The sequence below is a fragment of the Chryseobacterium sp. OSA05B genome (assembly GCF_019970065.1).
In the GTDB taxonomy this organism is placed as follows: Bacteria; Bacteroidota; Bacteroidia; order Flavobacteriales; family Weeksellaceae; genus Chryseobacterium.
Genome location: NZ_JAHXYH010000001.1, coordinates 940,685 through 966,381, shown reverse-complemented (window position 1 = coordinate 966,381; position 25,697 = coordinate 940,685). Strand labels below are relative to the sequence as shown.

Genomic DNA, 25,697 nt, shown 5'->3' with positions numbered 1-25,697 from the left:
TAATTGAGACCAATAAAAAATATTAATTGGTTAAAATACGATCTATTTTGGTGATCAGAAAGTTCTCAGGCGAAAGGAAGAGATAAGAAATTTCATAATAGACATAGCCATACATAAACACAAAATGAATTTTAAATTCATAAGATGCAAGGTTTAGAATTTCAACAAAGTAGTTAATATAATTCATATCTTCTTTACCCATGTCATGATTATGTGCAATAAGACCATTAACGGCTGTTTTCGTTTCAGAGATGATTCTTGACCTGTTATCTATGTAAAAATCAATAAATTCTCCCAGGCACTGTTCAAAATCAATACGTTTGACATATTCGTTAGGGAAATCGTTCTCAAATCCGAAAACAGGACTTCGATCGGTCCCGGATAAGCCACTGTAAGAGAAATTGTCAAGGCTTTCCCAGTTTTCTGTATTTTGTCTGAATTCAAAAAATCTTCCTTTAGGTGTTGTAATTTTCATTCTGCGGATTATTTTTTAACAGACTGCAATGCAATCTTTGTAATGCTTCGGATAATCTCTGTCGGCGAATGACAGTCACAGTTGCTCAACCCTATAACGTAAATATCTTCATCGGGAATATAGACGCCCATACTTTTAAATCCGAAAATACTTCCGCCATGTTCCCTGTCCGGGCTTCCGTTGATATCTTTCAGATGCCATCCGTAACCGTAAGTGAATTCTTCTCCGCTGTTCAGTTTATATTTCTGAAAAGCTTTTTTAGTTTCTGCCGGATTGAGAAGGATATTTTCGTTCAAAGCCTTCTGCCATTTCAACAAATCATCTACCGTAGACATCAAAGAACCGGATGAAAAAGGAACACTGAAGTTGATCACTGTTTTATTGACAAACCCGTGTTCTTTCTGATGATATCCATACGCTCTTTTCGGAATAATCTGTCGGTCTGTAGCATAGTAAGAATGGTTCATACCCACTTTTTCAAAGATATTTTTTTTGATGAAATTTTCATACGTCTGTCCTGAAACCAGTTCGATAATATACCCTAAAACCACATATCCCGAATTATTGTACTCAAATTTTTCTCCCGGGGCAAAATCTACAGGTTCGTTTTTGAAAAAATCAACCATCATTTCAGGCTTCATTTCTTTCTGGGCGATGGTGGATATCGCTTTCATTTTTGTGAAATCCTTGATTCCAGAAGTATGGGTCAGCAGATGATGGATGGTTATTTTATCCCCAGAAGGATAGTCTTTGATGTATTTTGAAATCGGGTCATTGATATTCAGCTTTCCCTGCTGCTCCAGCATAAGAACAGCCACGGATGTAAACTGCTTGGTCATAGAACCGATCTGGAAAACCTGATCAGGAGTCATATTCACATTCAGCTCCAGGTTGGCTTTTCCAAAAGCTTTGCGGTAGATGGTTTTTCCTTTATGAGCAATCATGAATGCACCTCCTGGTCCGTTGGGATCATTGAATTCAGTAGTAATTAAGCTGTCTATTTTCTTTTCCTGGAATTGTGCATCGATTATACTGCAAAAAAGCAAAAGAAACATTGAAAAAAGTTTTAGAGTAATCATAATTATTATTTTGTTATGCAAAGATATAAATATTTATTATTACTATGTTATGCTTTGTAGTGATTCGTTAAAAATAACTTTTAATCTGATTTTTGGTAGATTAAAGGGAATGGAAGAAGGAAGAGGGAGGATGGAAGTTGCTGATTGTCGTATATTTTTTTGAGAGATTAAAATTTAATGAAGAAACGGTTATAAGGGGCAGCAAGTTTTCAGGTTTCCAAAGTTCTCTTCATCTTCCGTTTTTATGAGTTATTTTGTCCGAGTTGTTTTTAGGGTAAGACCTGTTGAAATAATAGTCAGATCGTAGGTTCCGTCACTTTTTGAAGAAAATATATAACCGTCTTCCGAATCAGGAGTATCAAAAAAAGATGTTTGTGATTCCGGATAAATTTTTGTTTTTTCTCCTTCTTTATCTGTAATATAAAGAAAATGGTTTTCTAAAGTGACCGTAAATGTCTGGGATTTATCAACATCCAATGTAAATTGTCCTATATATTGTTTTAAAATATCTTCAGAAACGGTAATGGCTTTTTTGTTGATTTCTTTGGGAACCGTGTAAGTCTTGCCTTCCAAAAGACTGATGATATCGTCTGTCACCTTCTGAAAAGGCATATCGCTGAAATTGGCAGTGAAAATAAATGTTACATTGGATCTTAAGTTCTGATAATAATAAGCTCTGTAGCCAGGTCTTCCACCGGCCTGAATGATAAGACCGTCTTTAAACATTTTCAGAGCCTGTTCCTTCTTCATATGTTCTCCCGAGAGAAGCTTTTTACTGAACGCGTAAAGATCAGCAGTTGTGGAGTAGTAATTACCCGTTTCAAATCTGTTAATACTCGCCTGGGAAATAGGAAGTGTTTTACCTTCTTCGTTATAAAATCCGTAAGCGAAATTGGATACCGAACGGGCAGAATTAAATTCTCCGGTATTTTCTAGTTGATATTTTTTTATAATTTCGTTGTCAATAAAATGTTGATATCCCTTTTCAGAGGATTTTTCAATGATATAATGAAGAATGAAGTAGCCCACATTGGAATAGAGCGTGCTGGTTCCGGGCTCAAATTGCAGTGCTTCTGATTTGGCCAGTTCTATGCTTTTTTCCAGGCTTAGACTTTCATACTTTTCATACTCTTTAATTTCTCTTGGCAGCCCGGACTGGTGATACAGTAAATGTTCCACTGAAATTTTGTTGCCATTAGGGAAATCAGGAATAAATGTATTGAGACGGTCTGATAGTTTAATTTTCCCCTGCTCTGCAAGCTTCAGAATTCCGTATTTTATAAAAATCTTTGAAACGGAAGCAATAATAAACGTGCTTTTTTTGCTGACATTCAATTCGACGGCTTTCCCCGGAATATTGTAGCTCTGATCCAAAAGAATGTGTCCGTTTTGTGATACCAGCACATTTCCATTAAACTTCCCGAGATTTGTTAATGCCGTAAAATATTCGTTCAGTTCTTTCGCGTATTTTTTTTCATTATTCTGAGCAGAAAGGTTCACTGAAAAAATAAAGGCTAAAATAAAGACTACATGTTTCATGGGTTTACAATTTGGCCGAAATAGCATAGTTGAATAATGAGTTCATTTCTTGGCCAAAAAGTTACATTTCAATAATTTGAGTAGGATATATGGACAAATCCCACCATTGAACTCTCTTTTATCTCTGATTCTGTTTCATCGCCTTAATCAGTTTCTCATTGCGTCGGTCTGCTCGTGCATTATTTAATGATAAGGCAGCCCAGATAGCTGCAGGAAGCCATCCAATCAAAGTGATCTGTAAAATAAGACAGACGATTCCGGTAAGAATTTTTCCACGGATCATAAAGGACAGAAAGGGAAGTAAGATGGCTAGTAACATGAGGTATAGTTTTAGATGATGTTTTAAATTTTATTGACTGTTCAGATTTTTATTCTTTAGCTACGGTTTCTTCGTAGTTGTTTGGCTCATTTTCTAACGGAACCGGGAAAAAAATATTTCCTTTTTTAGTGTAGACTTCTGCCCGATAAGGATATTTTTCAATAATGTGTTCAATGGCCTCAAACAAATCCGGCTGGGTAAACCATACCGTTCCGCATTCACCACAACCCCAGAATGGTTTTTCGTCTTGTACATAAGAAATCAGGCCATAGCAGGAGTTTTCAGGACATCGTAAATGATCTTGATTCATTGTTTTCTGTGGAGCAGGCTGATTCATTGTTTGTGGATTCAAAGAGAAGCCACTATAACATGAAGGACATTCCAGCATGATAAACTGCATTCCTTTTTTCTTTGAACCCAGAATGAATGAAACTTGTTCTCCGGATGCCGTAAATGTCTGCTGACAATGACCACACGTAATCATCATAATCATTTCCATTATTTCTCTGCTGAGATCAACAGCATCATAGGGCGGCGCAATTCATCTTTCATATCAGAAAATTCTTTCAGCATTTCTTCGCTAGGTTCCGGCTCAATCAGTTCATTGATTTTGAAACCCTGCTTCAGCAAAATATTCAGGTAGGAAGTGAGTGTTCTATGGTATTTTATTACATTTTCTCCTAAAAATGTGGTGTCTCTTTTTCCTTCTATGAAATAATGATCAACGGGCCAGTGCAGTTTTTGATTATTTTCACCATAGATCCAATCCTGTTTTCCCTGTGCTGTAAAAACGGGATGTTCCACAGAAAATACGAAATGTCCACCTGGTTTGAGCCATTGGTAAATATGATGAATAAGCCTGTCAAATGATTCTACATAGTGAAAAGTCAGAGAGCTCAATACGAGGTCAAATTTTTCTGAAGGATACTCCAGGTCCTCAAGAGCTTTTCTTACATATTCGATACCATTTAGTTGATTGATCTCTTTGGCTTTTTCAAGCATTTTTTCTGAAAGATCAACCCCAATCACTGATTTTGCTCCGTTTTCAATCGCATACCTACAGTGCCAGCCAAAACCACAACCCAGGTCAAGAACATTTTTTCCTGTAAAATCCGGCAGCATTTTTTTCAGTGCAGGCCACTCTCCGGCACCTTCCAACCCTTTTTGAGAGCGGAGCATTTTTTCGTATTGTTCGAAGAAGGACGACTTGTCGTATTTATTTTCTTTCATAGGATAGCTATAGGACATGTTAAAAACGGCTTAGAAATGTTTGAATATCGCAACGGCGGCCGTTCCCAAAGTTTTTTTATAAAACTAAATTAATGAAAATTATATAAGGTGAACTTGAAGATGAAAAAAATAATTTTTCAGGTGTTCCATTTCAGGAATAAACTGAATTGAAAATAAGTCACCAGGATGAATACAGCCATATAAAAAAGTATCATAAAAGCGGTAAGGTTAATAGATGAGGCTCCAAAAGTTATTTTGGTATGAATACATGATATCAGTATCAAAATATTCGTACCCACATATCCGATACCGAACATAGCAATATATCCCCAAGGATTACCTAATTGGATATTCATTCCCCGCCCCATATTCAAAAAGGGGATGATTCCGGCAGTGATTACTCCAAACAGGATCGGATAAAGTAAAAAGGAAACAATCTGTAATGTTTTTTGATTTTTAATCACTGATGCAAAGGGCAGTTGTATAAATTTCAGTATTTTTTTCGACGTCTCACTTTTCTTTCCCTTTAGCAGGAGCCAGCACCGTTCAATTTCCAGGATTAAAAACAGCTGGAGCAGCATTACTGATACATAGATTAATATTTTGATTAAATGGATATTCATGTTTTTTTACAGCTTAATTAAGAATCAGAAGGTTGGGATTATCTCTTTCATCTGTTCAGTTTTTATTTCCGTTGTGTCTTCAATGGGCATAGAAAAATAGCTCCGATGATTCCTAAAAAGATCAGGATAAAAACAACCAGACCTGTTACCATATCGTAGAATAATGACCCCTGAAAATAAAATAGATCTGTGGATAAAAACAGTTTACTTTCCTGAGGCTGATGAGGATTGGTGAGAATAAGATATTCCCTTTTCTGTATTTTTTCTGAAACCGATTTTGAAAACTCCTCCACCAGCTCCCGGCTTTTTTTTCCGTTCCAAAACGGATAATACCTATACAGAGCTTCAGGCTCTGAATTTTTATACATTGTTCCGTTAAACTGATATTCATAATCAATATTAACATAAGAATTTCCTTTCCGTTTATATCCTGTGTCCCATGATGCAAATGGTTGTATCCTTTGGGCATTCACAGGTTTCCAATCTGGATGGGACCATTTAAATTCCAGGGTTTTCAAAAACGGGGAAAGAGATAATAGGGTAATTAAAGCAAAATAGACCACACCGGTTGCAATCAGTAAATTACTGACCACTTTTTTAAAATCAGTTCTGAAATTCCGGAAGCTCTTAAAATTGGTGGCAATGACCAGAAGTACAGCGTATAAAAAATATCTGACAGGATTTTCTATAAAGATAAGAACGACTAATCCACCTACAAGCACGATTGATCCTAGAACCGTAAAAAAGATATCTGATATTTTTTTGAATTTTCCAGCCATAGGATGTGAAGTTTGCGTGTAAAAAAATTATAGTTGGTATCGTTTGAACTGCTGATCAAACAGATTGGTTTTAAAATTATTTTGTAAATACCGGTCTGCGAGCTCCCAGATCTGATCGGTGAAATCTTCGTTCTCTTTTATGATTCCATTTCCTTCATCTTCTGTAATTTCGCCCTGGGAATAAATATATTTCCGTACCAGAACCTTGTCTTTGTACTTCTCAAAATAATAGGTGTCCGAAACATCGGAAATCATAAACTGAATGATTTCTCCGTCAAAATCTGAAATATCGTAAATCTGCCCCAATCCGGTGATCATGAGTGTTCCGGTTTCAGTCTGTACCATATCAACGGTGTTTTCATCCCGGAAACTGTCAGTCGATTCGTCAAAGTCTACCTCTTTTATGTAAGCAATTTCAGCATCAAAGAGGCTTTTAATTTTTTGCTCATCAGCATGGCTGTTTATTAAGATTCCTGTAAAATTAAATCCCATTATATTATGTTTTTGGTTTATATATTTTGTTCTCTTTTCCGATGAGTACGGCAAAACCCTTTTCCAGCACAATATCTACAATTTCATTTTCCAATGTTTTGATGTCATCGTAATCGATATCTAGGGTGAAAAAGTCGGCAAATTCTTCGAAGATTAAATAATTCCCCCAAACCATGGTGTTCGGAAGTTCAGGAAATCTGGATTTGATGAGGGTAATGATTTCTTTTAATTCAGGAGTCGTTTCAGCTTTAGGTTCAGCGAGTTTTTTACTTAATCCGATCCACGTTTTGGTGTCAGACTCAGTAAGTATTTTCATGTCAGCAATAATGATTGAAAATTTCATTTAAAAGGAACTTCATCTGAAAATTACTAAAAAAAATCAAATAGAATAATAATAAGGGCTAAAGTTTTGAAAAAGGGTAAGTCATTGTTTTATTTCAACAATTTAAAACTACCCTATTATCTGTGTGATAAAAAAGATTAATATTTCCTGATTTTCACGCTGGAAGCGTTTTTAACTTTTTTCCGGCGTTTTATTTCAGTTTTGTGTTGCGGATAATATCAAAATTAAAGAATCCATTGGATAATTCCAATTCAAGGAAATGGGCTTCGTCAATTTTTGCTCTCATACTTCGCTTAAATTCTATTCTTTTTGTACTGTTTTTTTTCGTTTCAATAATCACAGCCGGTGTTTTTTTACCACGGTTGTACTTGGGCCCTTGAATTTCAGTTTTTCTGATGATTTTACAGGTCCTATTCTCAGTTGCTTTCTCGGCGAAATAATAGTTAATTCCTAAAAATGATACTGTGGTACAACTGCCTACAACAAAGAGACAAAGGATGAAATTATTAATAGGGTTCCAGGGACTTAATTCTTTCAGCTTATTTTTGAAGAGTATAAAGGATAAAATCCCCAAGGCATAAAAAGTAGCAATAATTTTTATGGGAATAATGGTTTTTTCAAATAATTTAAGGTTGACTAAATTCAGCAAAAGGGCAATGAATAAAATTGCGTTAAATAGGATTGACTTTCGTGTAATCTTCACTTTAAATGATGTTTGTAAATATTCAGTTCGTAAAATCAATATTTCCTGATTTTTACGCTGGAAGCACTTTTAACTTTTACTTTGTTCCCGGTTTTTTTCAATAACCCGGTTTGAGGATCGCGCTTAAATACCACAATATTTCCACTGCCTGCATTGGCCACAATGACAAACTTCCCCGTCTCGTCAATATCAAATACCCTTGAATGTTTCCCTATCGTTGACTGATAGCCCACATTCCTTAAAGTTCCGTCTTCAAGAATTGAGAAAATAGCGATATTATTTTCAAAGCCACGATTAGCAGCATACAGAAACTTTCCGTCCGGAGAAATGTGGATATCCGAACTTTCAAAATCTTCTTTATACTGTTCCGTATGGGTATTCACTCTCTGAATACTCGTCAGAATAGTATTTTCATATTGATAAGCATTGACGGTTCCTGATAATTCTTCAATACAGTAGGCAAATTTTCCATTGGGATGAAAAGTAAAATGTCTTGGTCCGCTTCCTAATGTGGATGGGATGTAAGGTTGTTTTCCAGGTTGTACAGGCTCCTTTTGATCACTGTCAAAAGTATAGGACCTGATTTTATCTGCTCCCAGATCGGTTAGAAATAAATGATCAAAGTCCGGGGAGAAAACAGCAGCATGGACGTGCGATCTGTCCTGCCTGCCTTCATTGATGCTTCCCTCTGAAAACTGAAAATTCTGTACAGCCGGCTGTATGGTTCCGTCTTCAGAGACCGGGTAAATGGACGCACTGCCTTCAGTATAATTGGCATTCACCAGCCATTTGCCATTCCGGTGAGCACTCACATAAACCGGGTTTTCACCGCCACTTTTCTGACTGTTTATGAACGTAAGCGTCTCATCTTTGGGATTGAATTTAAAACTGCTGACGCTTCCTGCATTAGGAGTTTTACTTTCGGTACAGGCAAAAACGTACCGGCCATCTGCAGATAAAGTCAGAAATGAAGGGTTTAAAATTCCTTTCAGAGAGGTTACTTTGGATAATTTTCCTTTAATGGTATCCAGTTTATACACGTAAATTCCCTCGGTGGTTTTGTCCCTGTTAAATGAGCCGATAAAGACGTAGGTGTTTTGTGAATAGAGATGGATGGATGCTACAATGAGGATGATTAGGCTTAGTATTTTTTTCAATTTTTAAAAAGATTTATAGAGGAGCATTATTTAATTTCCGAGCTTATCTGACAAACGCATGAGATCATAACTTCTGGTCATGATGATCTGAATTATTTTACATATTCAATCTTCCCTCTGAAATACCCTTTTCCTTTGTGTGGGATAACGTTTCCATATGGATCGTATTCCGTTTTTTCAAATTCTACATATCCGTAAATGCTGTCATTCGGTCGATAGGATGCTTTATCGAGGATCAGTTTTTGTTGAGGATTTTTAAACGTTGAAGATTTTTCGTTGTCTGTTATATGATCACTCATCCTGTAGGGTGAAACCTCAAATCTATGGTCATGAATCTGTATATTGAATCCTGCAGAAGTGAATCCTGTATGATACACGATATTGACATTGAGTGTGTCCGTATCCTTCCAAAATATGGGTTCACAAATGTACTCATTGCTTTCATCGAATATAAGTTTTGTGGTCTTTTTGCTTTTGGGCGGCTCCGAATCAATCCTCATCTGAATTTCATTTTCAGATTCCATCTGCTTGAAAATTTTGTTGTTCTTCAGATTTTCATCGACAGAGAACTTTAAACGTTCGCCTTTTTTTTCTTTTGAACAGCTCAATAAAAATAGAGGGAAACTAAGGATGAGAATTTTAAATTTCATAGTAAAATAAGTATTTGTTGATAAAGGCTTCATCAGATCACTGTTTAATTTTTTGCTTCAAATCCATCCCGTATGGCCGCTTCCAGTATATCAATGTTGATGTCTTTCAGCTTTTTGAATTTAATACAATATCCGGTGACGCTCGCTTTGCCTATTTTTTCTCCATACGTTTCCGATAAATAGGTCTTATCCTTAATGCTTAGAATGTAAACTGAAATTCCGGTGTTGTTGGCACTGATCCCAATCTGATAAAATTCTCTTGCTTTGCCATCAGCATATTGCATGGTTTGAAATCCATAGCCGATATTGGGATTGGAGACCGTTTTATTGTCATCGTTTTTGCCATCCAGAAACCATAATCTACATCCTGGTGATATTTCCTGAATCATGCGGTGCAGCTCCTGCATATCGTTACGTTTGGGTTCAGGCTGGCTGTTGATATATTCTTTAATTTGTTCCTGTATGTTCATGAAATTTTGGAGTACTTTGTGTGTGCTATTTATTTTTATTCAAATTTTTTCAAAGCAATTCCAATTGCTGTTATTCCATTGGGCATTGCCGTTGTCCTTAAATCTATTAATTTTTCTTTTGCAGACTTATATTTATGAAAACCTAATATTTGAATAGCTCTCTCCTGAATATACATATCATCATGTGTAAGAAATGGATAAATATTATCTTCAACTTCCTCAGCTGAAGTCAATGCCATAATTGAAAATGCAATTTGCCGCTTTATGTCGTCGTCATTTTCTGAAGTGAAGTCAGTTTTAAGTTGTTCGATGATTTGTTTTCGTTCTTTAAATTCACCCAAAGTTTTAGAACTTGGGAAATCGAAAGATGCTTCATCTAAATCGTCAAAGTCATAAGCGTCCGGATTTTTTTCAATTGCTTTTAGAAAACTGGAAATATCTTTAAATCTGGGTTCTAAATTGGGCTCGTCATGACTTAAGTAACAAATCATTCCTTTCATCGATCCGCTAACATTTAGACACCAATAATTCGAATTTTCGTCAGTCACTAAAGCAACTATATTTTTATAAACAGGAAACTGACTGAAATAATTTTCCATTTCATCAAATTCTGTATCGTCAAGAAGCATAAATCCGTCCCATGATTCGAAGACCTTTAGTCTTTCAACTTCCGAATTTTCTAGATCAAATTTATTCAGTTTCTCAATCATAGTTTCTGTCTTTAATTATTTTTATTAAGTTTCAGATAACTTCCGAATTTACACATTCCCTCAATACTATTTATAAAATATTTAACCATCTGTACAAAAGATCTGTACGTTTTTTTATGTAGTGTATTTTGAAAGAAGCTGCCCTTCAGCAGCTTCATTTTATTAATTCATACAGGGTTTGATCTGTTTCCATCAGTATTCCCTGTGGGATCTGATGATGGAGATAAGTGAAAAGTAAATGAGCGATCCATCTGCTTTCAATACCATGCACGTAATAGGAACATATCAGATCCACATCATCAGAAATGTAAGCAGGTAAATCAGACGATCCAGTACTTCTGAATGTAAGAATAAAAATATCCTTCCTGAACTCATCTACTTCAGATTTTATTTCCGGATCGGTTACTTTTTTTTCAATCAAATGAAAAGCTTGCATCCATGCATCTGAAAATTCAGATTCATCTCTTTTGTCTAAGATCAAATCAATATTTTCAGGGTTAGTATTTTTAAGCGTTACTTCTAATGATTTTTTTTAAATAGCTTTAAGCTTATCCAGTTCACCTTTCATCAAACAATTCTTATAGATTATCCAAATGCTCTCTTCAATAAGCTTTCCACCTTCGGTTCACTTCCTCTGAAGCTTTTATACAGTTCCATCGGATCTTTGGTTCCACCTGAGGAAAGGAGAACTTTGTATTTTGCAGCCGTCTCAGGATTGAAAATCCCGTTTTCCTTAAAATACTGGAAGGCATCAGCATCCAGAACTTCCGCCCATTTATAAGAATAATATCCCGCAGAATAGCCTCCCTGGAAAATATGGGAAAAACTAGGGCTCATCGCCGTTTCAGGATTGATCGGGTAAAGAGTGGTCGCTTTTGTATACTTATCTTCAAACGCCTTCACGCTTTCGCCTTCTAACTCTCCAACTTTCGTATGGTAGTTCATATCCAGAAGCCCGAAACCAAGCTGTCTCATGGTTTGGTAACCTTCCATAAAGCTTTTAGACTGCTCAATTTTTTCAATCTTTTCGTCCGGAAGTACTTCACCGGTTTTATAATGTTTCGCGAATGTTTTCAAGAACTCAGGCTCGTAGCAGAAATTTTCCAGAAACTGAGACGGAAGTTCTACAAAATCCCATTTCACAGACGTTCCGGAAAGACTTGGATATTGGGTTTCAGCCAGCATTCCGTGAAGCGCATGTCCGAATTCGTGGAATAGAGTCGTTACTTCCTGGAAAGTCAGTAAACTCGGGGTATCTTTCGTTGGCTTGCTGAAATTACAGACAATAGAAATATGCGGACGGGAATTTTCACCGTCTTTTTTATACTGATTTTTATAGCTGGTCATCCAGGCACCTGCTCTTTTGCCTTTTCTCGGGAAATAATCTACATACAGTAAAGCTTTGAAATGCTCTTCCGGTGAGTCTTTTGCTGATTCAAAAACTTCATACACCTTCACGTCCTCATGGTATTTTGGAATATCATTTCTTTCCTCAAAACGAAGTCCGAAAAGTTTTCCTGCCAATCCGAAAACAGCATCCTGTACCTGATCAAGCGGGAAATAAGGCTTCAGTTCTTCATCATTAAAGTCATATTTCTGCTTGCGGAGTTTTTCAGCATAGAAAGCATGATCATAGCCCTGTAATTCATCAATTCCATCAGCTTTGGCCAAAGATCTTAATTCCTCAATTTCCTTGTCTGCGTAAGGTTTTGCTTTCGTTAAAAGTTCATTTAAAAAATCAATAACCTTCACTGGAGATTTGGCCATTCTTTCCTCCAGAACATAGTCCGCATAGTTTTGATAGCCTAATAATTCTGCTTTTTGCTGTTTTAATTGAAGAAGTTCTTTAATCAGTTCCTGGTTGTCAAATTCTCCACCGTCAAAAGATTTTTTCCCGCTGGCCAAAGCGATTTCCTTTCTCAACTCACGGTTTTCTGCATATGTCATGAACGGTATATAGCTTGGATACTGCAAAGTAACCACCCAGCCTTCAAGCTCTCTTTCCTTGGCTTCTTCGGCATATTGATCAAGAATAGCTTCCGGAATTCCTGCCAGATCTTCTTTATGGGTGATATGTTTAAAATAAGCATTGGTAGAAGCCAGCACATTTTGTCCGAACTGCAGGGATTTTAGGGAAAGATCCATATTGATCTTCTGCAGTTTTTCCTTGTCTTCTTCATTCAGCAGGGCACCGCTTCTTACAAAACCTTTATATGTTTCGTTCAATAGCATTTCCTGTTCTTCATTCAGATTATATTTTTCCTTTTCGTCGAATACTTTTTTGATCTTGTTGAATAAACCTTCATTTTGAGAGATCTTTGACGAGTGTTCAGTTAAAAGAGGAGAAACTTCCTGAGCTATTTTTTGGATCTCATCACTTGTTTCCGCGGAATTTAAATTGAAAAAAATACTTGAAGCCACATCCAGTTGATCTCCTGAATAAGCCAGTGCTTCAATCACATTTTCAAAAGTAGGAGCTTCAGGATTATTGACAATGCCATTAATTTCATCCTCAGACTGCTTGATCAGTTCTTTAAATGCAGGTAGAAAATCTTCATTTTTAATAGCGCTGAAAGGCACCGCGTGATATGGTGTGGTAAATTTCTCTGTTAAAATATTCATTTTTTGATTTTTAGGTAAGGTAAATTTAATGATTCATTGGGAATCACAGGTGAAATGCGCAAAAATAATGCCCGGATATCGGGATGTGACAAAAATGCTTTATCTTTAATAATCTTGTCATATGAAAAGAGGCGGCGAGGGTGGAATGACTAATTTTGAAAACAGAAAACCATCACTTTTTGTGGTTTAAAAAAACTAAACAACTAACTCAAAATATCAAAACTATGAAAACACTCTTAAAAATTCTTGGCTTCATAATCCTTTTGGCCGTAATCTACGCAGTGGTAGCGATACTGGCTTTCGACAAAAAACATCATTTTGAAAGATCAGTGGTGATCAATGCGCCAAAAGAGAAAGTATGGCAGCACGTAGCTTCATTAAAAGAATACAATGTCTGGGATCCATTTTCAAAAGCGGATAAGGATATTGTCATCACCTATTCCGGAGCCGGTGATAAAGTGGGAGATTCCTACCACTGGAAAGGCAATAACAAAGTAGGAGAGGGCGAGCAGTCTGTCACAGAAATTGTACCGAATGATAAATTGGTAACGAAACTTCATTTTATCAAGCCTTTTGAAGGTGATGCGGTTGCGAAATTTATTTTGACCCCGGAAGGAAGCGGAACGAAAGTAACATGGTCCATAGACAATGAACTTAATACGATGATGAAAATCATGAAACCTATGATGGATATGAATATGAAAACCATGTTCGATCAGGGGTTGGGAGACCTTAAAAAGATTTCCGAAAAGTAAAAACATAAGCCTTGTAGAAATACAGGGCTTTTTTATTAACCGGAGAGAAATCTCTGCAATTTATTTGATCTGTGAGAACTTTTTAAACCACAAGCTTTATCATCAGAATCTACTGTCCTGTTTTATAGAAAATGATCTGTTTTTATGAAGGATAAATATCGATTCGTATTTTAAAAAATTATTATCTTTATGTAAAGATTAGATTTATGGAGAAGATCGTATTTGTGAAAAGTGATATAAGACATTATGTCAAAACAGTTATCTCTGAGAAAATAGAAAAGCTTAAAAATTTTATAGAGTTTACCCTGGAAGCAAGTCGTGATATAAAAAAGACCCCGAAGTATGACAGCATGAGAGAGGAAATGCAGGAGGAGATTTATCAGATGCAGCGCCAACTCGGAGCTTTGAATGATCTTAAAAGAAATATGTCAAAAGTTCTGAATACATCTACGGAAAAAATACAGCTGGGTTCTCTCGTGATCACCAACAAAGCCCGTTTTTATATTTCGGTTTCATTGGGGGAATTCTTTTTTGAAGGCGACCGGTTCTACGCTATTTCCCCCGAAAGCCCAATGGCTAAAAAAATGATGGGAATGAAATCCGGAGATGCCTTTACCCTGAATAATATCCATCAGGAGATTGTGGAGGTGATTTGAGAGTCAAGATGCTAAATGTCAGACATCAGATTTCAGACTATGGAGGTCTATGATTCAGTAGTGGTCTGCTTTAATGAGTGAATAGTGAATTTTGCTTCGCAAGTGAAGGGTGAATTTTAGAATCAAGAATCAAGAGTCAAGATGCTAGATATCAGATTATGAAGGTCTATGATTCAGGAGTTGTCTGTTTTAATGGGTGACTTGTGAATTTTAGAATCAAGAATCAAGAATCAAGATTTCAGACATGAGACCGTTTTACAGCAAATTTTGTAAACTATATAACCAGCAACTAGTAACTAGTAACTAGCAACAAACTCACTTACTCTAAAACCCTCCAACTCTCAAACCCGTACCCCGAAACTCGTAAACCCTACAACCCAAAGCAAGCCATGACATTTGAAAAATTAAGAACTAACAAACTGAATCAGTGGATCATCATTCACCTAAGGTATTTGGTAGGATTTGCATTTTTTCCTTCAGGTATGACGAAATTACTGGGAAACAGATTTACCGTTCTTTCCACAGATACTCCTATAGGCGCTTTCTTCGAAGCGATGTATCAGACCGGATTTTACTGGAACTTTTTAGGACTTTCGCAGCTAGTGGCCGGAATTTTACTGATGACCCAGCGGTTTGCGCTTTTGGGAGCTCTTATGTTTTTAGCGATATTAACGAACATCTGGATCATTACCATCAGCCTTTCCTTCACCGGAACCTGGGTAATTACTTCACTCATGATGATTGCGGTCACCGTTTTGCTGATCTGGGATCATCATAAACTGATGCCGATTTTTGGCTACAACCAATCCATGACCCTGAAATTCTATACGGAGCCGGGCCGTATCTGGATCAATGCCGGTATGATGTATACCGTCTGTCTTCTTGGTTTATCGTGGCCGGGACCTGTAGGTGAAGGTCTGGAACGGTGGATATTGAGAATACTGGTCGTTGTTGTGATGCTTACCTTCTTGGTAACTCAGTATAAAACATATAAAAGCCACCGGTTACTGGTGAAAAATCAAAGTTAAATCAATGTAATACTGTAATGCATTCAATTTCATATTGTAAATTTGCAGGATGAATAATGCAGAAATTTTAAAAGACATCATAGAACAGAGAAGAAGCATCTTTCCAAAAGATTATTCTGAGACCGAAATCGCTCAGGAAGTCATAGATGAAATCTTACACTCAGCGACATTAGCCCCGAATCATAAGCGTACAAAACCATGGCGTTTTAAGATTTTCAGAGGGGAAGAAAAAGCAAAACTGGCTTTGGAAATGCAGGCTATCTACAAAGCGAGTCAGTCTGAACAGACTTTTTTAGAGAAAAAATACCAGGATATCGGCTTTAAAATCAATAAAGCGGACACGGTAGTTTCCATCGTCGTGAATTTCAGCGGCATGGTTCCGGAATGGGAAGAGATTGCGGCTGTTTCCATGGCGGTTCAGAATATGTATCTTACCTGTACAGCACATAATGTAGGCTGCTACTGGAGCTCTCCTGCAATTGTAAACCATCTTAAGGAATCTTTGACTATCGAAGAAAACCAGAAATGTCTGGGACTTTTCTATATGGGAAATAATAATTAATTTAACTAGCTCTTTAAGCTTTTTTAAATCCTGGTATTTCACTGATTTCCGAAATACCAGGATTTAATTTATTTCTTTTTAATCAATTGATAAGACGGACGTATCGGATTGGTTGTGTCAAAAATGATGTCGTAAGTTCCGGCTTCCACGTTGATATTTCTGCCGTATTGAACGAGTTGGTTACTGTCATTAATACCAAGATCCAGGGTCCATTCGTTATTTCCTCTGAATTTGATCTGGCCGGATTTCAACGGAATATTTCTGGCTTCTAAAATATCCTTATTCTTTTCATTCGGAACCAGTTTGATATCAGGACCGTTCCAACCGTTTGCAGTAGCACTTCCGGTGACACCCCAAAGAAAATTATTGTCAATTTTTTTCGCTTCTTTTACAATTTTATCCTTAGTAATAATGTTTAAGACTGAATTTTTACCATTACTGTCGGGCTTGAATTCAAAATAGATTCGGTCACCAATTTGATTGTTGACATAAAATTTGGTGTTGCTTTCTGTAAAAAGTGTAGCTTCTGCTTCATTGGTTTCTTTAAAGTTCAGCACATTATCATTGGCTAAAATATAGAAAGAGGAGCTTTTTGATTGGTATAAACCTGTCAGGTCTTTTTCATATTTTGCTTCAATGTTGACTTTTTTAGGAAGATCATACGTCTCGCCGGCAAGAATAGCGATGATTTTGTCGGTTATTTCAAAAACACTGTTATCCCTGTTATTACTCAAAACAATAATAGCAATGTCTTCATCAGGAATTGTCAGGAATCGGCTTATAAAACCAGGTCCGGCTCCATCATGACCAATGGTTGTTCTTCCTTTAATGATCTGCCTGTGCCAGCCGTAACCGAAATCGTAAGTTTTGAAAGGAGTCTGTGCTTTTTTCAAAGTCTCCTTTTTAAGGATTTTATAAGCTTTGATCCCCTGTTCGAATTTGTATAAATCTTCAACGGTAGAATACATGGCACCTGCCGCATGAGGGTGGTCGTAATCATAAACCACCGCTTCACGGTAGTTGTGGGGAGACAAATATTCGTAGCCGGTTGTTTTGTTTTTATCTTTTAAATCTTTAAACCCAAACCCTGTATTTTTCATTCCCAACGGATCGAGAATATAATGTTGAATCGTTTTTGGATACGGCATCCCGCTTACTTTTGTAATAATGTATCCTAAAATATAATAATTGGAATTGCTGTAGCCCCAGCCTTTTCCCGGAGAAAAAACAAAAGGCTGCTGGGAAATAGATTTCATAAAAACGGCTTCATTTTTTGTGTTCTCGGGGCCGGTATCATTAGGAATTCCCGAAGTATGGGTAATTAAATTCTCTATGGTAATGCTGTCTCCTTTAGGGAAATCCGGATAATATTTGGAGAGTTTATCATTCAGAGATAATTTTCCTTCTTCGTTTAACAGGAGAGCTGTTGTAGCCGTAAATGTTTTTGTAGTAGAATAGATCCGGTATATGCTTTGGTTGGTGTTTTTTTCTTTGGTTTGAAAATCCTGAATTCCAAAGCTTTTTTCGAAAATTATTTTTCCTTTACCGGCAACCAGAATACTTCCGTTAAAACGGTCCAGATTAGTATAGGCATTAACTAAGGTATTGATTTTTTCTTCTTTAGTCTGACTTTGAATTTTTACAGCAGATAAAATAATAAGAATGAAAAATAAGTTCTTAAGCATTTTGTAATTTTGTTGTTCAAATATCCTGTTTTTTCCGGCAATTTTAAGGGATGAAATAAAAATATTAAGTTAAATGTTGGAGAAAGTAATTTATTATATGGAGGATTAGTTTTTTTTATTATCTTTGCACTCTTAAATATTTAACTGGGACGAGTTCCCGTAAAATTCACAACATTATGTCAGTAAAAATCAGATTACAAAGACACGGTAAAAAAGGTAAGCCTTTCTTCCACATCGTGGTTGCAGATTCTAGAGCTAGAAGAGATGGTAGATTCATCGAGAAACTAGGAACTTACAACCCAATTACTAACCCTGCTACTATCGATTTGAACGTTGATTCTGCTGTAAAGTGGTTAAACAACGGTGCTCAGCCAACTGATACTGCAAGAGCGATCCTTTCTTATAAAGGTGCCCTTTACAAAAAACACTTACAAGGTGGAGTTGCTAAAGGTGCTTTTGACGAAGCTGAAGCTGAAAAAAGATTCAGTGCTTGGGTAGAGTCTAAAGAACAAAAAGTACAAGGTAAAGTAGAAGGTTTAACTAAAGCTCAGGCTGACGCTAAGAAAGCTGCTTTAGAAGCTGAAGTTAAAGTAAACGAAGCTAGAGTTGCTGCTGCTGCACAAGTTGAAGCTGATGCTAAAGCTGCTGAAGAAGCTGCTAACGCACCTGCTGAAGAAGTTGTTGCTGAAGCTACAGAAGGAGAAGCTCCTGCTGCTGAAACTGAAGAAAACACTGAAGCTTAAAAATAAACCTGTATGCGTAAAGAAGATTGCTATTTACTAGGAAAAATCACACGCAGACATGGCCTTGCGGGAAATGTTATCCTTAAATTGGATACCGATCAACCCGAGCTTTACAATAAATTGGAATCAATATTCGTTGAAATCAACGGATTATTGGTTCCATTTTTTATTACCAAATCATCCTGGAGTAAAAGTGATGCTCTGAACATTGCATTTAAAAATTCTTCCGAAACACTGGTAGACCAATCTTTAGGAAAAAATGTTTATCTGCCGCTTGCTACACTTCCGCAACTTTCCGGAAAGCAGTTTTATTATCACGAAATTATCGGTTTCGATATTCTTGATGAAAATGATAAAGAATGCGGTGTGATAAGATCTGTAAACGATCAGACTGCCCAAAACTATTTCGTAACCAACCTGGACGGAAAAGAAGTAGTCATTCCCATCATTAAAGACTGGATCCTGGAGGTGAACAGAGAAGAAAGATTCATCAAAATGCAGCTTCCGGAAGGACTTATCGACGTTTTTTTAGTATCCTCTAAAAAAGACGAATAATCAGTTTTTCAGATAATAAATCTGAAATTTACCCTCTTTCACATTACTTACTAAGAAATATTTTCCCGTTTTGGTCTTTATAGGATCAGAAGCGATTATTTTGGTATGGTCTTCTTTGGTGGAAACCGTTTTGTTGCCGAGTTTTACATCATAATAATACATATAAACCGGATGGTATCCGAACGAAGCCACAAAATGATTTCCTGTGCTGAACCATTGGTTTCCGGAAACAATTTTATCCTTTATTTTGAATGATACCGTATCTCTGTACTCTGTACGGATTTCAGGAGAGAAGCTGTTTTCGTTTGGAGAAAGTTTGATCTTGGGACGAAGCTGGGCGTAAAGAGGATCTTTTTCCGCAGCAGAATCTTTTGTTTTCAGCTCCTGCAGGAGATTGTAGGACACGAAATAAGTGTTTTTCTGTCCGGGATTAAACAGGTAGTTGCCACCATAGATTGCACGATCCGGAATTTCAGCATTCATGACATCGGCTACCATTACAATCTGATCTGCTTTGTCGAGAACATTATTCTGAAGAACAGCCTGTTCTTCGTCTATTTTTTTAAAAAGTGCAGCGTCTTTTTCAGGTTCACCGGTATGGAAAAGATGTTCGTATTTTTTAGTGATATCGTTGAGGTCAAAGAAAGGAAGGAGCTTTTTGGAACGGAAATCCGGCGCCAGGTATTTACGGTTATTGGCATATACATTACCTGTTTCATCCACGAAAGCCAGGTTGTTGATACCCGGCTTGTTCTTCCATTGCTCAAAAATAGACAGCTTCCCTTCATTCATTATAAAAATCATGTTGGTGTTATTTTGGTGAGAATCTGTAAGTGGGAAATTATAGACAAAAAGATAATTACCTTTAACCAAATAACTGCAGTTATCCTTTTGTGAAAGCGGCAGCTCCATCACCTTCTCTAAGACAACGGTCTTATCTGAAAAATGAGGAAATTCAGGGATTTCAGGATGTTTGTCTTCTTCTACATCAGTTTTGGGACTATAGCATGATGATAAAATGAAAAACGATAAGACAAGTGAAATCCTCATGGTTTATTTTTACTAAAGATACATTTTTTTCCATTCAACAATATCCTGATCTATTACGCATTACTCAATTACCTATTACCAATTGTTCATTACCCATTACTCATAACCAAGGGCTGGCAATAAATACTCCTGCACCATCTTCTCCGACTGCACATGCGCATAAGATTTGTTGTACGCTTTAGCCGTAATTACTACCACTACAGGAATTTCTGTGAACATAATAATTTTGTTTCCGCCATTTCCGCTGCATTGGTAAGCTTCAAAATTCCTGTTTCCAACTTTATAGATTTTTCTCCAGAATAAGTAGCCATAGCCTTCGGAATCAGGATCGTTCGTGAAATAATTGGTGAAAGATTTTTTTACCCAGTTTTTGTCGATAACATTCTTTCCGCTCCATACTCCATTATTTTTATAAAGCTGCCCGAACCTGGCAAAATCCAGCGATTTCATACGTAATCCACCGGCTAAGGATGGTTTTTGTTGTGGGGTGAACTGCCATTTGTAGTGGGTAATTCCTAGGGGTTGAAATAATTTTTTAGCTGCATACTTTTCAAGACCTTTTGGAACATTTTTATCTAAAATATCTCCCGTTACCACAACTCCTGAAGTGAAATAGTTCCAGACTTTTCCTGGTTTATTTTGTGTCGTCGGAAGATCCAGTGTAAACTTCACCCAGTTGTCAGTAGGATACATATTTTCCTCATTTCCCGGCGAGTTTTCATCCTGATCATTACCGTCAAATCCCGAGCTCATTGTCAGTAGGCTTTTAATGGTAACGCTATCCTTTCGGGATGAATAGTTTTTGAAGTGTTTCAGATCATAAAAGTCTTTCAGCATCTGGTTTTCACTTTTAAGATAGCCGTCTTTTATGGCAATACCGGTCAAAGCTGAAGCAAAAGACTTTCCCACCGAACGGGTATCCTGCAAAGAATCTCTTCCGGACTGGTTGAAATATTCCTCCAGAAGAAGCTTTTCATTTTTGATCACGACAATACTTGTGATCTCTCTGAACCGTTTTTCTGCAATTTTTGTATTTAAAAGCTTTATTTTTTCCTGATCCGGTTTTTCATCTGAAACTTTCCATCCGCTGTTGGGCTGTATTTTTTGAATGGCAATTTGTTGTTCTGGAATATTTTTATGCGGAATTATTAAGTTAATTTCCCCTGCTGCAATCGTGTTTCCAACTTTTAATGATGACGTTTTTAAATAAGGCCTGATTTCAATTTTCAAAACATGTTTTCCCTCTTCCAATGCATCTATTCCGCCGTTACCAAGATAGAATCTCATCCATAAATATCTTCCCCACGAATCTTCATTTTTTGAACTTGACAGAGGAATTCTCAGCGTAGTTTTCTTCTTTTTGTCTTCAGCAATTCCCGCTCCGGTATTCAGATTTTCAGTGTAGATCAATTTTCCGTCAACAAAGAAATTGAATTGATAATTTCCTTTTTTCAGGAGCTCATCAGAGGATAGCGAAGGATCGATTTGATGTAAATAATTAACCAGAGCATTGTCCATAAAAATATGGATGCCCAAATCCTTATCTTCCTGAAATTCCATCGTCTTAAGAAAATCAGATTCTTTTAATTGGTCCGGAGCGATGGCTTTATCCAAGAAAACAATCGTGTTGATGTATGTTTTATGTAGAGGAAGGGTAATCGGATCGGGATCTGTAAGATTTTTGGACTGGCCGAAAGAAAGTCCGAAACTTAAAAATAAGACAAACAGTAGAATAGATTTCATTTTAATATTTTATCTCGACAAAAGTATAAATCGGTTTTCAGAAAAAATAGAATGAAATTAACATTATTATTTCTTCAGAAGATTTCTGTATTGCAAAGGCGTAATTCCCGTGTATTCTCTGAATGATCGGATAAAATGACTCTGATCTGAAAAACCACATTCCAGTGCAACTTCAGCCAGGGATGAATTTGCGTTGAGAAGCGTCAGAGATTTATTGATCTTCAGTTTTCTGATGTATACACCTAAAGTACATTGAAAATGTTTATGAAAGTCCCTGCTTAAATGAACCGGATGGACGTCTAAGGTTTTTGAAAGTTCCGTAAGGCTTAGTTTTTCTGTATAATTTTCATGAAGTATTTCATCGATTTTACTTACCCAGGTTGGCTTTCTGTTGAAATTTCCGCTCTTCTCTGTCAGTTGATTGAATAGAGTAAGTAAAAGGTCATGAACAGACAGTTCAAGAGATGGATCATTCAGTTTTGTTTCCCTGAAAATCCTGTACATCAATAATTTTATAGCGGGATCTTTCAGATTAAAACTACCTTCAATAGCGTCTTTAGAAATATCAAATTTTTCAAACCAATCTTCTGTCAGTTCAAGATGAAATCCTCGTGTAAAAACATCCGGTTTGATATTGTAATGAGCATCTTCCCAATGATGATAAAGCAGTGTTCCTGCAGGACAGTCATAAGTTTCCTTTTTGTTTCCTTCCGTCATATTTCCCTGTAGCAGAAAAGTGAAATAAGGATTTTCATGATAATGCCAGTCGACGTAGGGATGCGTATATTCCGTATCCGTAATGGTTAATCCATCGAAACGCAGGGTTTCATTGGTTTGTCCGAAAAATTCACCATTATGGAGGTTTTTCATATTATAGCTTTTGTTTTAAATTTTCAATCTGCTCGTACATTTTATTGAAAAATATTTTCCTGTCACGGTTTCCGGAAGTGTTCAGTGACTTTGAATTTTTAATCTGATGTTCAAAATAATTCCGTGCTTCATCACAGGTTTTTTCATCGTTAATCAAAATATACCCGAACATATTTACCGGTAAAGCAAACAATGACTGGTGCGGATGATGGAAAAAAATGTCATTCGACAGATGCATCAGCTCGTTTTCATATAAGTGAAATTTGGGATTGTTTTCCGTTTTCTGCTCGATATATTCTATAAGTTCTTTAAGCTCGTTCAGAATAATTTCAGCTTCATTTTTCTGTAAAAGTCTGGTTTCATAATAGAATAAAATCTGCTGCAAAATACTCGAAATAGTCCTGTCATTCCACAATTCTACGATGTTTTGTGCTTCGTATTTTTTCTTCAGCTCCTGGGTGTTGGATTCAAAATAAGGTGGCGAAAACTGCAGAAAAGGAATAAAAACCTGTTTCGCATTAAGCAGATTCATCCAGACATAAATTTTAAAACGGGAAAGCAAGGTATCTGAAAGCGTATAGAAAAAAGGAATATCCTTCGCAGAATAATAAACCGTCATCTCATCAGACAGCGGTAGATTTTCGAAAATGCTCAGATTATTCTGGAAAAACGACTGTAAATCTTCGGTATTGTTCACAGCTGAAGTTTTCTGAACCAGGAGCTGCCGGTCTGAAGTTATGAATTGATTGAGGGAAATCTGATAATATTTTGCCAGTTCCAGCGCTTCTTCAAAACTGAACTTTGCTTTCAGGGACGTTCTTCTGTGAGATGCATCATAACTTATATTCAGAATATTGGCGATCTCATCGTTCAAAGATTTGTCTCCAATTTTCTTTCGGATTTCCTTAAGTAAAAGTTCCTGATACATGTTTTTGTGATTTTCACAAATGTACTTCTTTATTTTAATTTTTTTTCGCATTCGTATTTGTGTTTTTCACAGATACTTTTGAGGTATAATTTTAAAACAATGAGTTATGAAAATAAAATTTTTAATGATGATCGGTCTCTTTGCAGGGAGTGTCATCAATGCTCAGGATAGTTTGCATACGATATCGGACAGACCTAAGATTATTGGCTTTTCGCCTTCAAAAGAAACTAAAAACGTTAATGGAATGCTGATTAAATATTATGATGAAATTGATCGGGAAATACAGCCTAAGAAAGTGAATGGAGTGGGATTGGGATTTAATGGTTTAGGAATTTTCTTTCCTGCATTATTCCTTGTTAATATTACCTCTATCGACAATTGGGGAATTAAGGATATTGGTTTGGATCCTTTACCGGATAAAATGAATAAGATTAACGGAATGCAGCTCTCTATTATTAATATGGAGCCTACTGTTACCAACGGGCTGGAATTAAGCCTGTCTAGTAATATCAGTGCACCTTCGGTTATCAATGGTATGGCTGTATCACCACTGTACAATTTTCATCATACAACGAAAGGCGTGGTCATTTCTCCTCTTGCGAACGTAAGTCAGAAATGCAGAGGTGTTCAGGTGGCTTTAATCAATGTGTGTAAAGATTCACGGGGAATACAGATCGGTTTTTGGAATGAGAATGAAAAAAGAAAACTTCCCCTGATCAATTGGAATTTTAAAAATAAAAAGTCATGAAACAACTTCCATATCTGCTTATTGCAACCAGGTTTATCTTAGCTCCGGTGATTCTGTTATTAGCTTATTTTAAAGGAACAGAAGCAGGATCTTTAATTTTAGGATTGATGTATTTCGGCTTATTAACAGATATTTTCGATGGAATCATTGCCCGAAAAGTGGGTGTTTCATCAGAAAAGTTAAGAAGACTCGACAGTCAGACCGATTTGATCTTCTGGCTTTCATTAGGGTTCGCATCCTATTTTCTGAATCCTGAATTGATTAAAAATGAATGGCGGGGAATTCTTTTAATCTTCATCATGGAAGCGCTTTGCTACGTGATCAGTATCTGGAAATTCGGGAAAGAAACCTGTACCCACGCTTTTGTGTCAAAAATGTGGGGTTTGAGCCTGCTGATTGCTTTTACATATCTTATCGGATTTCAGCAAACGGGCTGGGCATTTTATCTCACAGTTGCATTAGGGTTTGTGTCTCATATTGACGTGATTTTAATTGTCTTACTGCTTCCGAAATGGCAATACGATGTACCGAGTTCCTATCACGCCTGGAAAATCCGAAACGGAAAAGAGCGTAAGAAAACCGTATTTTTTAATTAAAGTAATGAATAGGTAAGCAAGTCTGAAGCTTGATGTTTAAAAGGAAAGCTGTAACGCGGTTTTATTCCCTTTTTGCATCCCGATAAACTATCCGGATTATATTCTAAAGAATTTGAATGCCCATTGGGCTTGATAAACCAAATGTGGTTGTTGAATAGAAAAAGTAAATTTAAACTTAATAAAAATGAAAAAACTTATTGTACCGCTAATTTGCCTGCTAGCCGTAGTATTGGAACTTCTCTTAGTGAGATTTAATTTTGAAGCTTGGTTTGTACTGGCACCAATCGTCTTATTCTTTATTTTCCATACATTGATCATTAATGCAATGCATGGCTTGGCTATAAAGATTTGCTACGGTCTGGCTTTTATGATAATGCTGATCTTTCCACTCTCGCTTCCTGTTATCTTTTACTTTAATATTGGTGGCGCAGCAGAAGATGGCCAATCTGCCTTGGCATTTGTCTTTTATCATATTTATGCTTGCATGTTGGGAGTGCTTCCTTGCTTGGTAGCACTGATATTCAAAAAGAGAAATAAGAAAAAGAATCTTAAGGCCGGGATGTTGTAATGTTTTTAAAATACTCAAG

Annotated in this window: 31 protein-coding genes; 9 read left to right on the top strand and 22 right to left on the bottom strand. The window is 36.6% G+C overall.

Annotated features, from left to right (window positions below):
* Positions 1–22: 22 nt before the first annotated feature.
* From LC419_RS04405 to LC419_RS04325, 17 genes are all read right to left on the bottom strand, one after another.
* On the bottom strand, positions 23–475 hold the full coding sequence (locus LC419_RS04405; protein WP_223606221.1) for a hypothetical protein: 453 nt from the start codon (positions 473–475) through the stop codon (positions 23–25).
* Positions 476–483: 8 nt separating this feature from the next.
* On the bottom strand, positions 484–1,530 hold the full coding sequence (locus LC419_RS04400) for a serine hydrolase (RefSeq protein ID WP_223606220.1): 1,047 nt from the start codon (positions 1,528–1,530) through the stop codon (positions 484–486).
* 273 nt (positions 1,531–1,803) lie between these two features.
* Positions 1,804–3,093 (bottom strand): serine hydrolase, encoded by a 1,290-nt coding sequence (locus tag LC419_RS04395; RefSeq protein WP_223606219.1) that lies wholly within the window; start codon positions 3,091–3,093, stop codon positions 1,804–1,806.
* Between the two features lie 118 nt (positions 3,094–3,211).
* Positions 3,212–3,412 carry a YqaE/Pmp3 family membrane protein gene (locus LC419_RS04390; protein WP_223606218.1) on the bottom strand — a complete coding sequence of 67 codons (201 nt, stop codon included), beginning with the start codon at positions 3,410–3,412 and terminating at the stop codon, positions 3,212–3,214.
* A 49-nt stretch (positions 3,413–3,461) separates the two neighbouring features.
* Entirely contained in the window at positions 3,462–3,899 is a 438-nt protein-coding gene (locus tag LC419_RS04385) for a hypothetical protein (RefSeq protein ID WP_223606217.1), read from the bottom strand.
* Between the two features lie 11 nt (positions 3,900–3,910).
* A complete protein-coding gene (locus tag LC419_RS04380) occupies positions 3,911–4,642 on the bottom strand; it encodes a bifunctional 2-polyprenyl-6-hydroxyphenol methylase/3-demethylubiquinol 3-O-methyltransferase UbiG (protein WP_223606216.1) in 732 nt (243 codons plus the stop codon).
* A 137-nt stretch (positions 4,643–4,779) separates the two neighbouring features.
* Positions 4,780–5,265: a hypothetical protein gene (locus tag LC419_RS04375; RefSeq protein ID WP_223606215.1), complete on the bottom strand. Its 486-nt coding sequence runs from the start codon at positions 5,263–5,265 to the stop codon at positions 4,780–4,782.
* Positions 5,266–5,327: 62 nt separating this feature from the next.
* Positions 5,328–6,044: a hypothetical protein gene (locus tag LC419_RS04370; protein ID WP_223606214.1), complete on the bottom strand. Its 717-nt coding sequence runs from the start codon at positions 6,042–6,044 to the stop codon at positions 5,328–5,330.
* Between the two features lie 27 nt (positions 6,045–6,071).
* Positions 6,072–6,536, bottom strand: a complete 465-nt coding sequence (locus tag LC419_RS04365) for a hypothetical protein (RefSeq protein ID WP_223606213.1) — start codon at positions 6,534–6,536, stop codon at positions 6,072–6,074.
* A 4-nt stretch (positions 6,537–6,540) separates the two neighbouring features.
* Positions 6,541–6,879 carry a hypothetical protein gene (locus tag LC419_RS04360; protein ID WP_223606212.1) on the bottom strand — a complete coding sequence of 113 codons (339 nt, stop codon included), beginning with the start codon at positions 6,877–6,879 and terminating at the stop codon, positions 6,541–6,543.
* Between the two features lie 190 nt (positions 6,880–7,069).
* Positions 7,070–7,582, bottom strand: a complete 513-nt coding sequence (locus LC419_RS04355; protein ID WP_223606211.1) for a hypothetical protein — start codon at positions 7,580–7,582, stop codon at positions 7,070–7,072.
* Positions 7,583–7,617: 35 nt separating this feature from the next.
* On the bottom strand, positions 7,618–8,739 hold the full coding sequence (locus tag LC419_RS04350; RefSeq protein ID WP_223606210.1) for a lactonase family protein: 1,122 nt from the start codon (positions 8,737–8,739) through the stop codon (positions 7,618–7,620).
* 92 nt (positions 8,740–8,831) lie between these two features.
* A complete protein-coding gene (locus tag LC419_RS04345; protein ID WP_223606208.1) occupies positions 8,832–9,389 on the bottom strand; it encodes a hypothetical protein in 558 nt (185 codons plus the stop codon).
* A gap of 44 nt (positions 9,390–9,433) precedes the next feature.
* A complete protein-coding gene (locus tag LC419_RS04340; RefSeq protein ID WP_223606206.1) occupies positions 9,434–9,859 on the bottom strand; it encodes a DUF1801 domain-containing protein in 426 nt (141 codons plus the stop codon).
* Between the two features lie 35 nt (positions 9,860–9,894).
* Positions 9,895–10,569, bottom strand: coding sequence for a HEAT repeat domain-containing protein (locus LC419_RS04335; RefSeq protein WP_223606204.1), 675 nt, complete (start codon positions 10,567–10,569; stop codon positions 9,895–9,897).
* Between the two features lie 154 nt (positions 10,570–10,723).
* Complete coding sequence (locus tag LC419_RS04330; RefSeq protein ID WP_223606203.1) at positions 10,724–11,050, bottom strand: hypothetical protein; 327 nt, start codon at positions 11,048–11,050, stop codon at positions 10,724–10,726.
* A 104-nt stretch (positions 11,051–11,154) separates the two neighbouring features.
* A complete protein-coding gene (locus tag LC419_RS04325) occupies positions 11,155–13,191 on the bottom strand; it encodes a M3 family metallopeptidase (protein ID WP_223606202.1) in 2,037 nt (678 codons plus the stop codon).
* Positions 13,192–13,415: 224 nt separating this feature from the next.
* Here LC419_RS04325 and LC419_RS04320 point away from each other — a divergent pair, with 224 nt between their 5' ends.
* The 4 genes from LC419_RS04320 (at position 13,416) to LC419_RS04305 (ending at position 16,192) form a co-directional block, all read left to right on the top strand.
* Positions 13,416–13,946, top strand: a complete 531-nt coding sequence (locus LC419_RS04320; RefSeq protein ID WP_223606201.1) for an SRPBCC family protein — start codon at positions 13,416–13,418, stop codon at positions 13,944–13,946.
* A 206-nt stretch (positions 13,947–14,152) separates the two neighbouring features.
* The gene (locus LC419_RS04315; RefSeq protein ID WP_223606199.1) at positions 14,153–14,602 is read left to right on the top strand and encodes a hypothetical protein; all 450 of its coding nucleotides are present in this window, start codon (positions 14,153–14,155) and stop codon (positions 14,600–14,602) included.
* 389 nt (positions 14,603–14,991) lie between these two features.
* Positions 14,992–15,630 carry a DoxX family protein gene (locus tag LC419_RS04310; protein WP_223606197.1) on the top strand — a complete coding sequence of 213 codons (639 nt, stop codon included), beginning with the start codon at positions 14,992–14,994 and terminating at the stop codon, positions 15,628–15,630.
* Between the two features lie 49 nt (positions 15,631–15,679).
* Positions 15,680–16,192, top strand: a complete 513-nt coding sequence (locus LC419_RS04305; protein WP_223606196.1) for a nitroreductase — start codon at positions 15,680–15,682, stop codon at positions 16,190–16,192.
* A 68-nt stretch (positions 16,193–16,260) separates the two neighbouring features.
* On the opposite strand, the gene LC419_RS04300 is transcribed toward LC419_RS04305, so the two are convergent.
* A complete protein-coding gene (locus tag LC419_RS04300; RefSeq protein WP_223606195.1) occupies positions 16,261–17,877 on the bottom strand; it encodes a serine hydrolase in 1,617 nt (538 codons plus the stop codon).
* A 176-nt stretch (positions 17,878–18,053) separates the two neighbouring features.
* On the opposite strand from LC419_RS04300, the gene LC419_RS04295 reads away from it, so the two are divergent.
* Both LC419_RS04295 and rimM read left to right on the top strand, forming a co-directional pair.
* The gene (locus tag LC419_RS04295) at positions 18,054–18,620 is read left to right on the top strand and encodes a 30S ribosomal protein S16 (RefSeq protein WP_223606193.1); all 567 of its coding nucleotides are present in this window, start codon (positions 18,054–18,056) and stop codon (positions 18,618–18,620) included.
* 12 nt (positions 18,621–18,632) lie between these two features.
* Positions 18,633–19,175, top strand: coding sequence for a ribosome maturation factor RimM (gene rimM, locus LC419_RS04290; RefSeq protein WP_223606192.1), 543 nt, complete (start codon positions 18,633–18,635; stop codon positions 19,173–19,175).
* Here rimM and LC419_RS04285 read toward each other — a convergent pair whose 3' ends face one another.
* From LC419_RS04285 to LC419_RS04270, 4 genes are all read right to left on the bottom strand, one after another.
* The gene (locus LC419_RS04285) at positions 19,176–20,225 is read right to left on the bottom strand and encodes a hypothetical protein (RefSeq protein ID WP_223606190.1); all 1,050 of its coding nucleotides are present in this window, start codon (positions 20,223–20,225) and stop codon (positions 19,176–19,178) included. It lies immediately after the preceding gene.
* Positions 20,226–20,321: 96 nt separating this feature from the next.
* Positions 20,322–21,968 (bottom strand): serine hydrolase, encoded by a 1,647-nt coding sequence (locus tag LC419_RS04280; protein ID WP_223606189.1) that lies wholly within the window; start codon positions 21,966–21,968, stop codon positions 20,322–20,324.
* 66 nt (positions 21,969–22,034) lie between these two features.
* Positions 22,035–22,838 (bottom strand): AraC family transcriptional regulator, encoded by an 804-nt coding sequence (locus LC419_RS04275; protein WP_223606188.1) that lies wholly within the window; start codon positions 22,836–22,838, stop codon positions 22,035–22,037.
* 1 nt (position 22,839) lies between these two features.
* Entirely contained in the window at positions 22,840–23,766 is a 927-nt protein-coding gene (locus tag LC419_RS04270; RefSeq protein ID WP_223606187.1) for an XRE family transcriptional regulator, read from the bottom strand.
* Positions 23,767–23,872: 106 nt separating this feature from the next.
* Here LC419_RS04270 and LC419_RS04265 point away from each other — a divergent pair, with 106 nt between their 5' ends.
* The 3 genes from LC419_RS04265 to LC419_RS04255 all read left to right on the top strand — a co-directional run bounded on the left by LC419_RS04265 (position 23,873) and on the right by LC419_RS04255 (position 25,678).
* On the top strand, positions 23,873–24,514 hold the full coding sequence (locus tag LC419_RS04265) for a hypothetical protein (protein WP_223606186.1): 642 nt from the start codon (positions 23,873–23,875) through the stop codon (positions 24,512–24,514).
* Positions 24,511–25,110, top strand: coding sequence for a CDP-alcohol phosphatidyltransferase family protein (locus LC419_RS04260; protein WP_223606184.1), 600 nt, complete (start codon positions 24,511–24,513; stop codon positions 25,108–25,110). The genes LC419_RS04265 and LC419_RS04260 overlap by 4 nt, the downstream gene beginning before the upstream one ends.
* A gap of 184 nt (positions 25,111–25,294) precedes the next feature.
* Positions 25,295–25,678 (top strand): hypothetical protein, encoded by a 384-nt coding sequence (locus LC419_RS04255; protein WP_223606183.1) that lies wholly within the window; start codon positions 25,295–25,297, stop codon positions 25,676–25,678.
* Positions 25,679–25,697 lie beyond the last annotated feature (19 nt).

Excerpts from the sequence above, each read along its gene's own strand:
- LC419_RS04405 (WP_223606221.1), bottom strand. The coding sequence starts at position 475 with ATGAAAATTACAACACCTAAAGGAAGATTTTTTGAATTCAGACAAAAT.
- LC419_RS04400 (WP_223606220.1), bottom strand. The coding sequence starts at position 1,530 with ATGTTTCTTTTGCTTTTTTGCAGTATAATCGATGCACAATTCCAGGAA.
- LC419_RS04395 (WP_223606219.1), bottom strand. The coding sequence starts at position 3,093 with ATGAAACATGTAGTCTTTATTTTAGCCTTTATTTTTTCAGTGAACCTT.
- LC419_RS04390 (WP_223606218.1), bottom strand. The coding sequence starts at position 3,412 with ATGTTACTAGCCATCTTACTTCCCTTTCTGTCCTTTATGATCCGTGGA.
- LC419_RS04385 (WP_223606217.1), bottom strand. The coding sequence starts at position 3,899 with ATGATGATTACGTGTGGTCATTGTCAGCAGACATTTACGGCATCCGGA.
- LC419_RS04380 (WP_223606216.1), bottom strand. The coding sequence starts at position 4,642 with ATGAAAGAAAATAAATACGACAAGTCGTCCTTCTTCGAACAATACGAA.
- LC419_RS04375 (WP_223606215.1), bottom strand. The coding sequence starts at position 5,265 with ATGAATATCCATTTAATCAAAATATTAATCTATGTATCAGTAATGCTG.
- LC419_RS04370 (WP_223606214.1), bottom strand. The coding sequence starts at position 6,044 with ATGGCTGGAAAATTCAAAAAAATATCAGATATCTTTTTTACGGTTCTA.
- LC419_RS04365 (WP_223606213.1), bottom strand. The coding sequence starts at position 6,536 with ATGGGATTTAATTTTACAGGAATCTTAATAAACAGCCATGCTGATGAG.
- LC419_RS04360 (WP_223606212.1), bottom strand. The coding sequence starts at position 6,879 with ATGAAATTTTCAATCATTATTGCTGACATGAAAATACTTACTGAGTCT.
- LC419_RS04345 (WP_223606208.1), bottom strand. The coding sequence starts at position 9,389 with ATGAAATTTAAAATTCTCATCCTTAGTTTCCCTCTATTTTTATTGAGC.
- LC419_RS04340 (WP_223606206.1), bottom strand. The coding sequence starts at position 9,859 with ATGAACATACAGGAACAAATTAAAGAATATATCAACAGCCAGCCTGAA.
- LC419_RS04335 (WP_223606204.1), bottom strand. The coding sequence starts at position 10,569 with ATGATTGAGAAACTGAATAAATTTGATCTAGAAAATTCGGAAGTTGAA.
- LC419_RS04325 (WP_223606202.1), bottom strand. The coding sequence starts at position 13,191 with ATGAATATTTTAACAGAGAAATTTACCACACCATATCACGCGGTGCCT.
- LC419_RS04320 (WP_223606201.1), top strand. The coding sequence starts at position 13,416 with ATGAAAACACTCTTAAAAATTCTTGGCTTCATAATCCTTTTGGCCGTA.
- LC419_RS04315 (WP_223606199.1), top strand. The coding sequence starts at position 14,153 with ATGGAGAAGATCGTATTTGTGAAAAGTGATATAAGACATTATGTCAAA.
- LC419_RS04310 (WP_223606197.1), top strand. The coding sequence starts at position 14,992 with ATGACATTTGAAAAATTAAGAACTAACAAACTGAATCAGTGGATCATC.
- LC419_RS04305 (WP_223606196.1), top strand. The coding sequence starts at position 15,680 with ATGAATAATGCAGAAATTTTAAAAGACATCATAGAACAGAGAAGAAGC.
- LC419_RS04300 (WP_223606195.1), bottom strand. The coding sequence starts at position 17,877 with ATGCTTAAGAACTTATTTTTCATTCTTATTATTTTATCTGCTGTAAAA.
- LC419_RS04295 (WP_223606193.1), top strand. The coding sequence starts at position 18,054 with ATGTCAGTAAAAATCAGATTACAAAGACACGGTAAAAAAGGTAAGCCT.
- rimM (WP_223606192.1), top strand. The coding sequence starts at position 18,633 with ATGCGTAAAGAAGATTGCTATTTACTAGGAAAAATCACACGCAGACAT.
- LC419_RS04285 (WP_223606190.1), bottom strand. The coding sequence starts at position 20,225 with ATGAGGATTTCACTTGTCTTATCGTTTTTCATTTTATCATCATGCTAT.
- LC419_RS04280 (WP_223606189.1), bottom strand. The coding sequence starts at position 21,968 with ATGAAATCTATTCTACTGTTTGTCTTATTTTTAAGTTTCGGACTTTCT.
- LC419_RS04275 (WP_223606188.1), bottom strand. The coding sequence starts at position 22,838 with ATGAAAAACCTCCATAATGGTGAATTTTTCGGACAAACCAATGAAACC.
- LC419_RS04270 (WP_223606187.1), bottom strand. The coding sequence starts at position 23,766 with ATGTATCAGGAACTTTTACTTAAGGAAATCCGAAAGAAAATTGGAGAC.
- LC419_RS04265 (WP_223606186.1), top strand. The coding sequence starts at position 23,873 with ATGAAAATAAAATTTTTAATGATGATCGGTCTCTTTGCAGGGAGTGTC.
- LC419_RS04260 (WP_223606184.1), top strand. The coding sequence starts at position 24,511 with ATGAAACAACTTCCATATCTGCTTATTGCAACCAGGTTTATCTTAGCT.
- LC419_RS04255 (WP_223606183.1), top strand. The coding sequence starts at position 25,295 with ATGAAAAAACTTATTGTACCGCTAATTTGCCTGCTAGCCGTAGTATTG.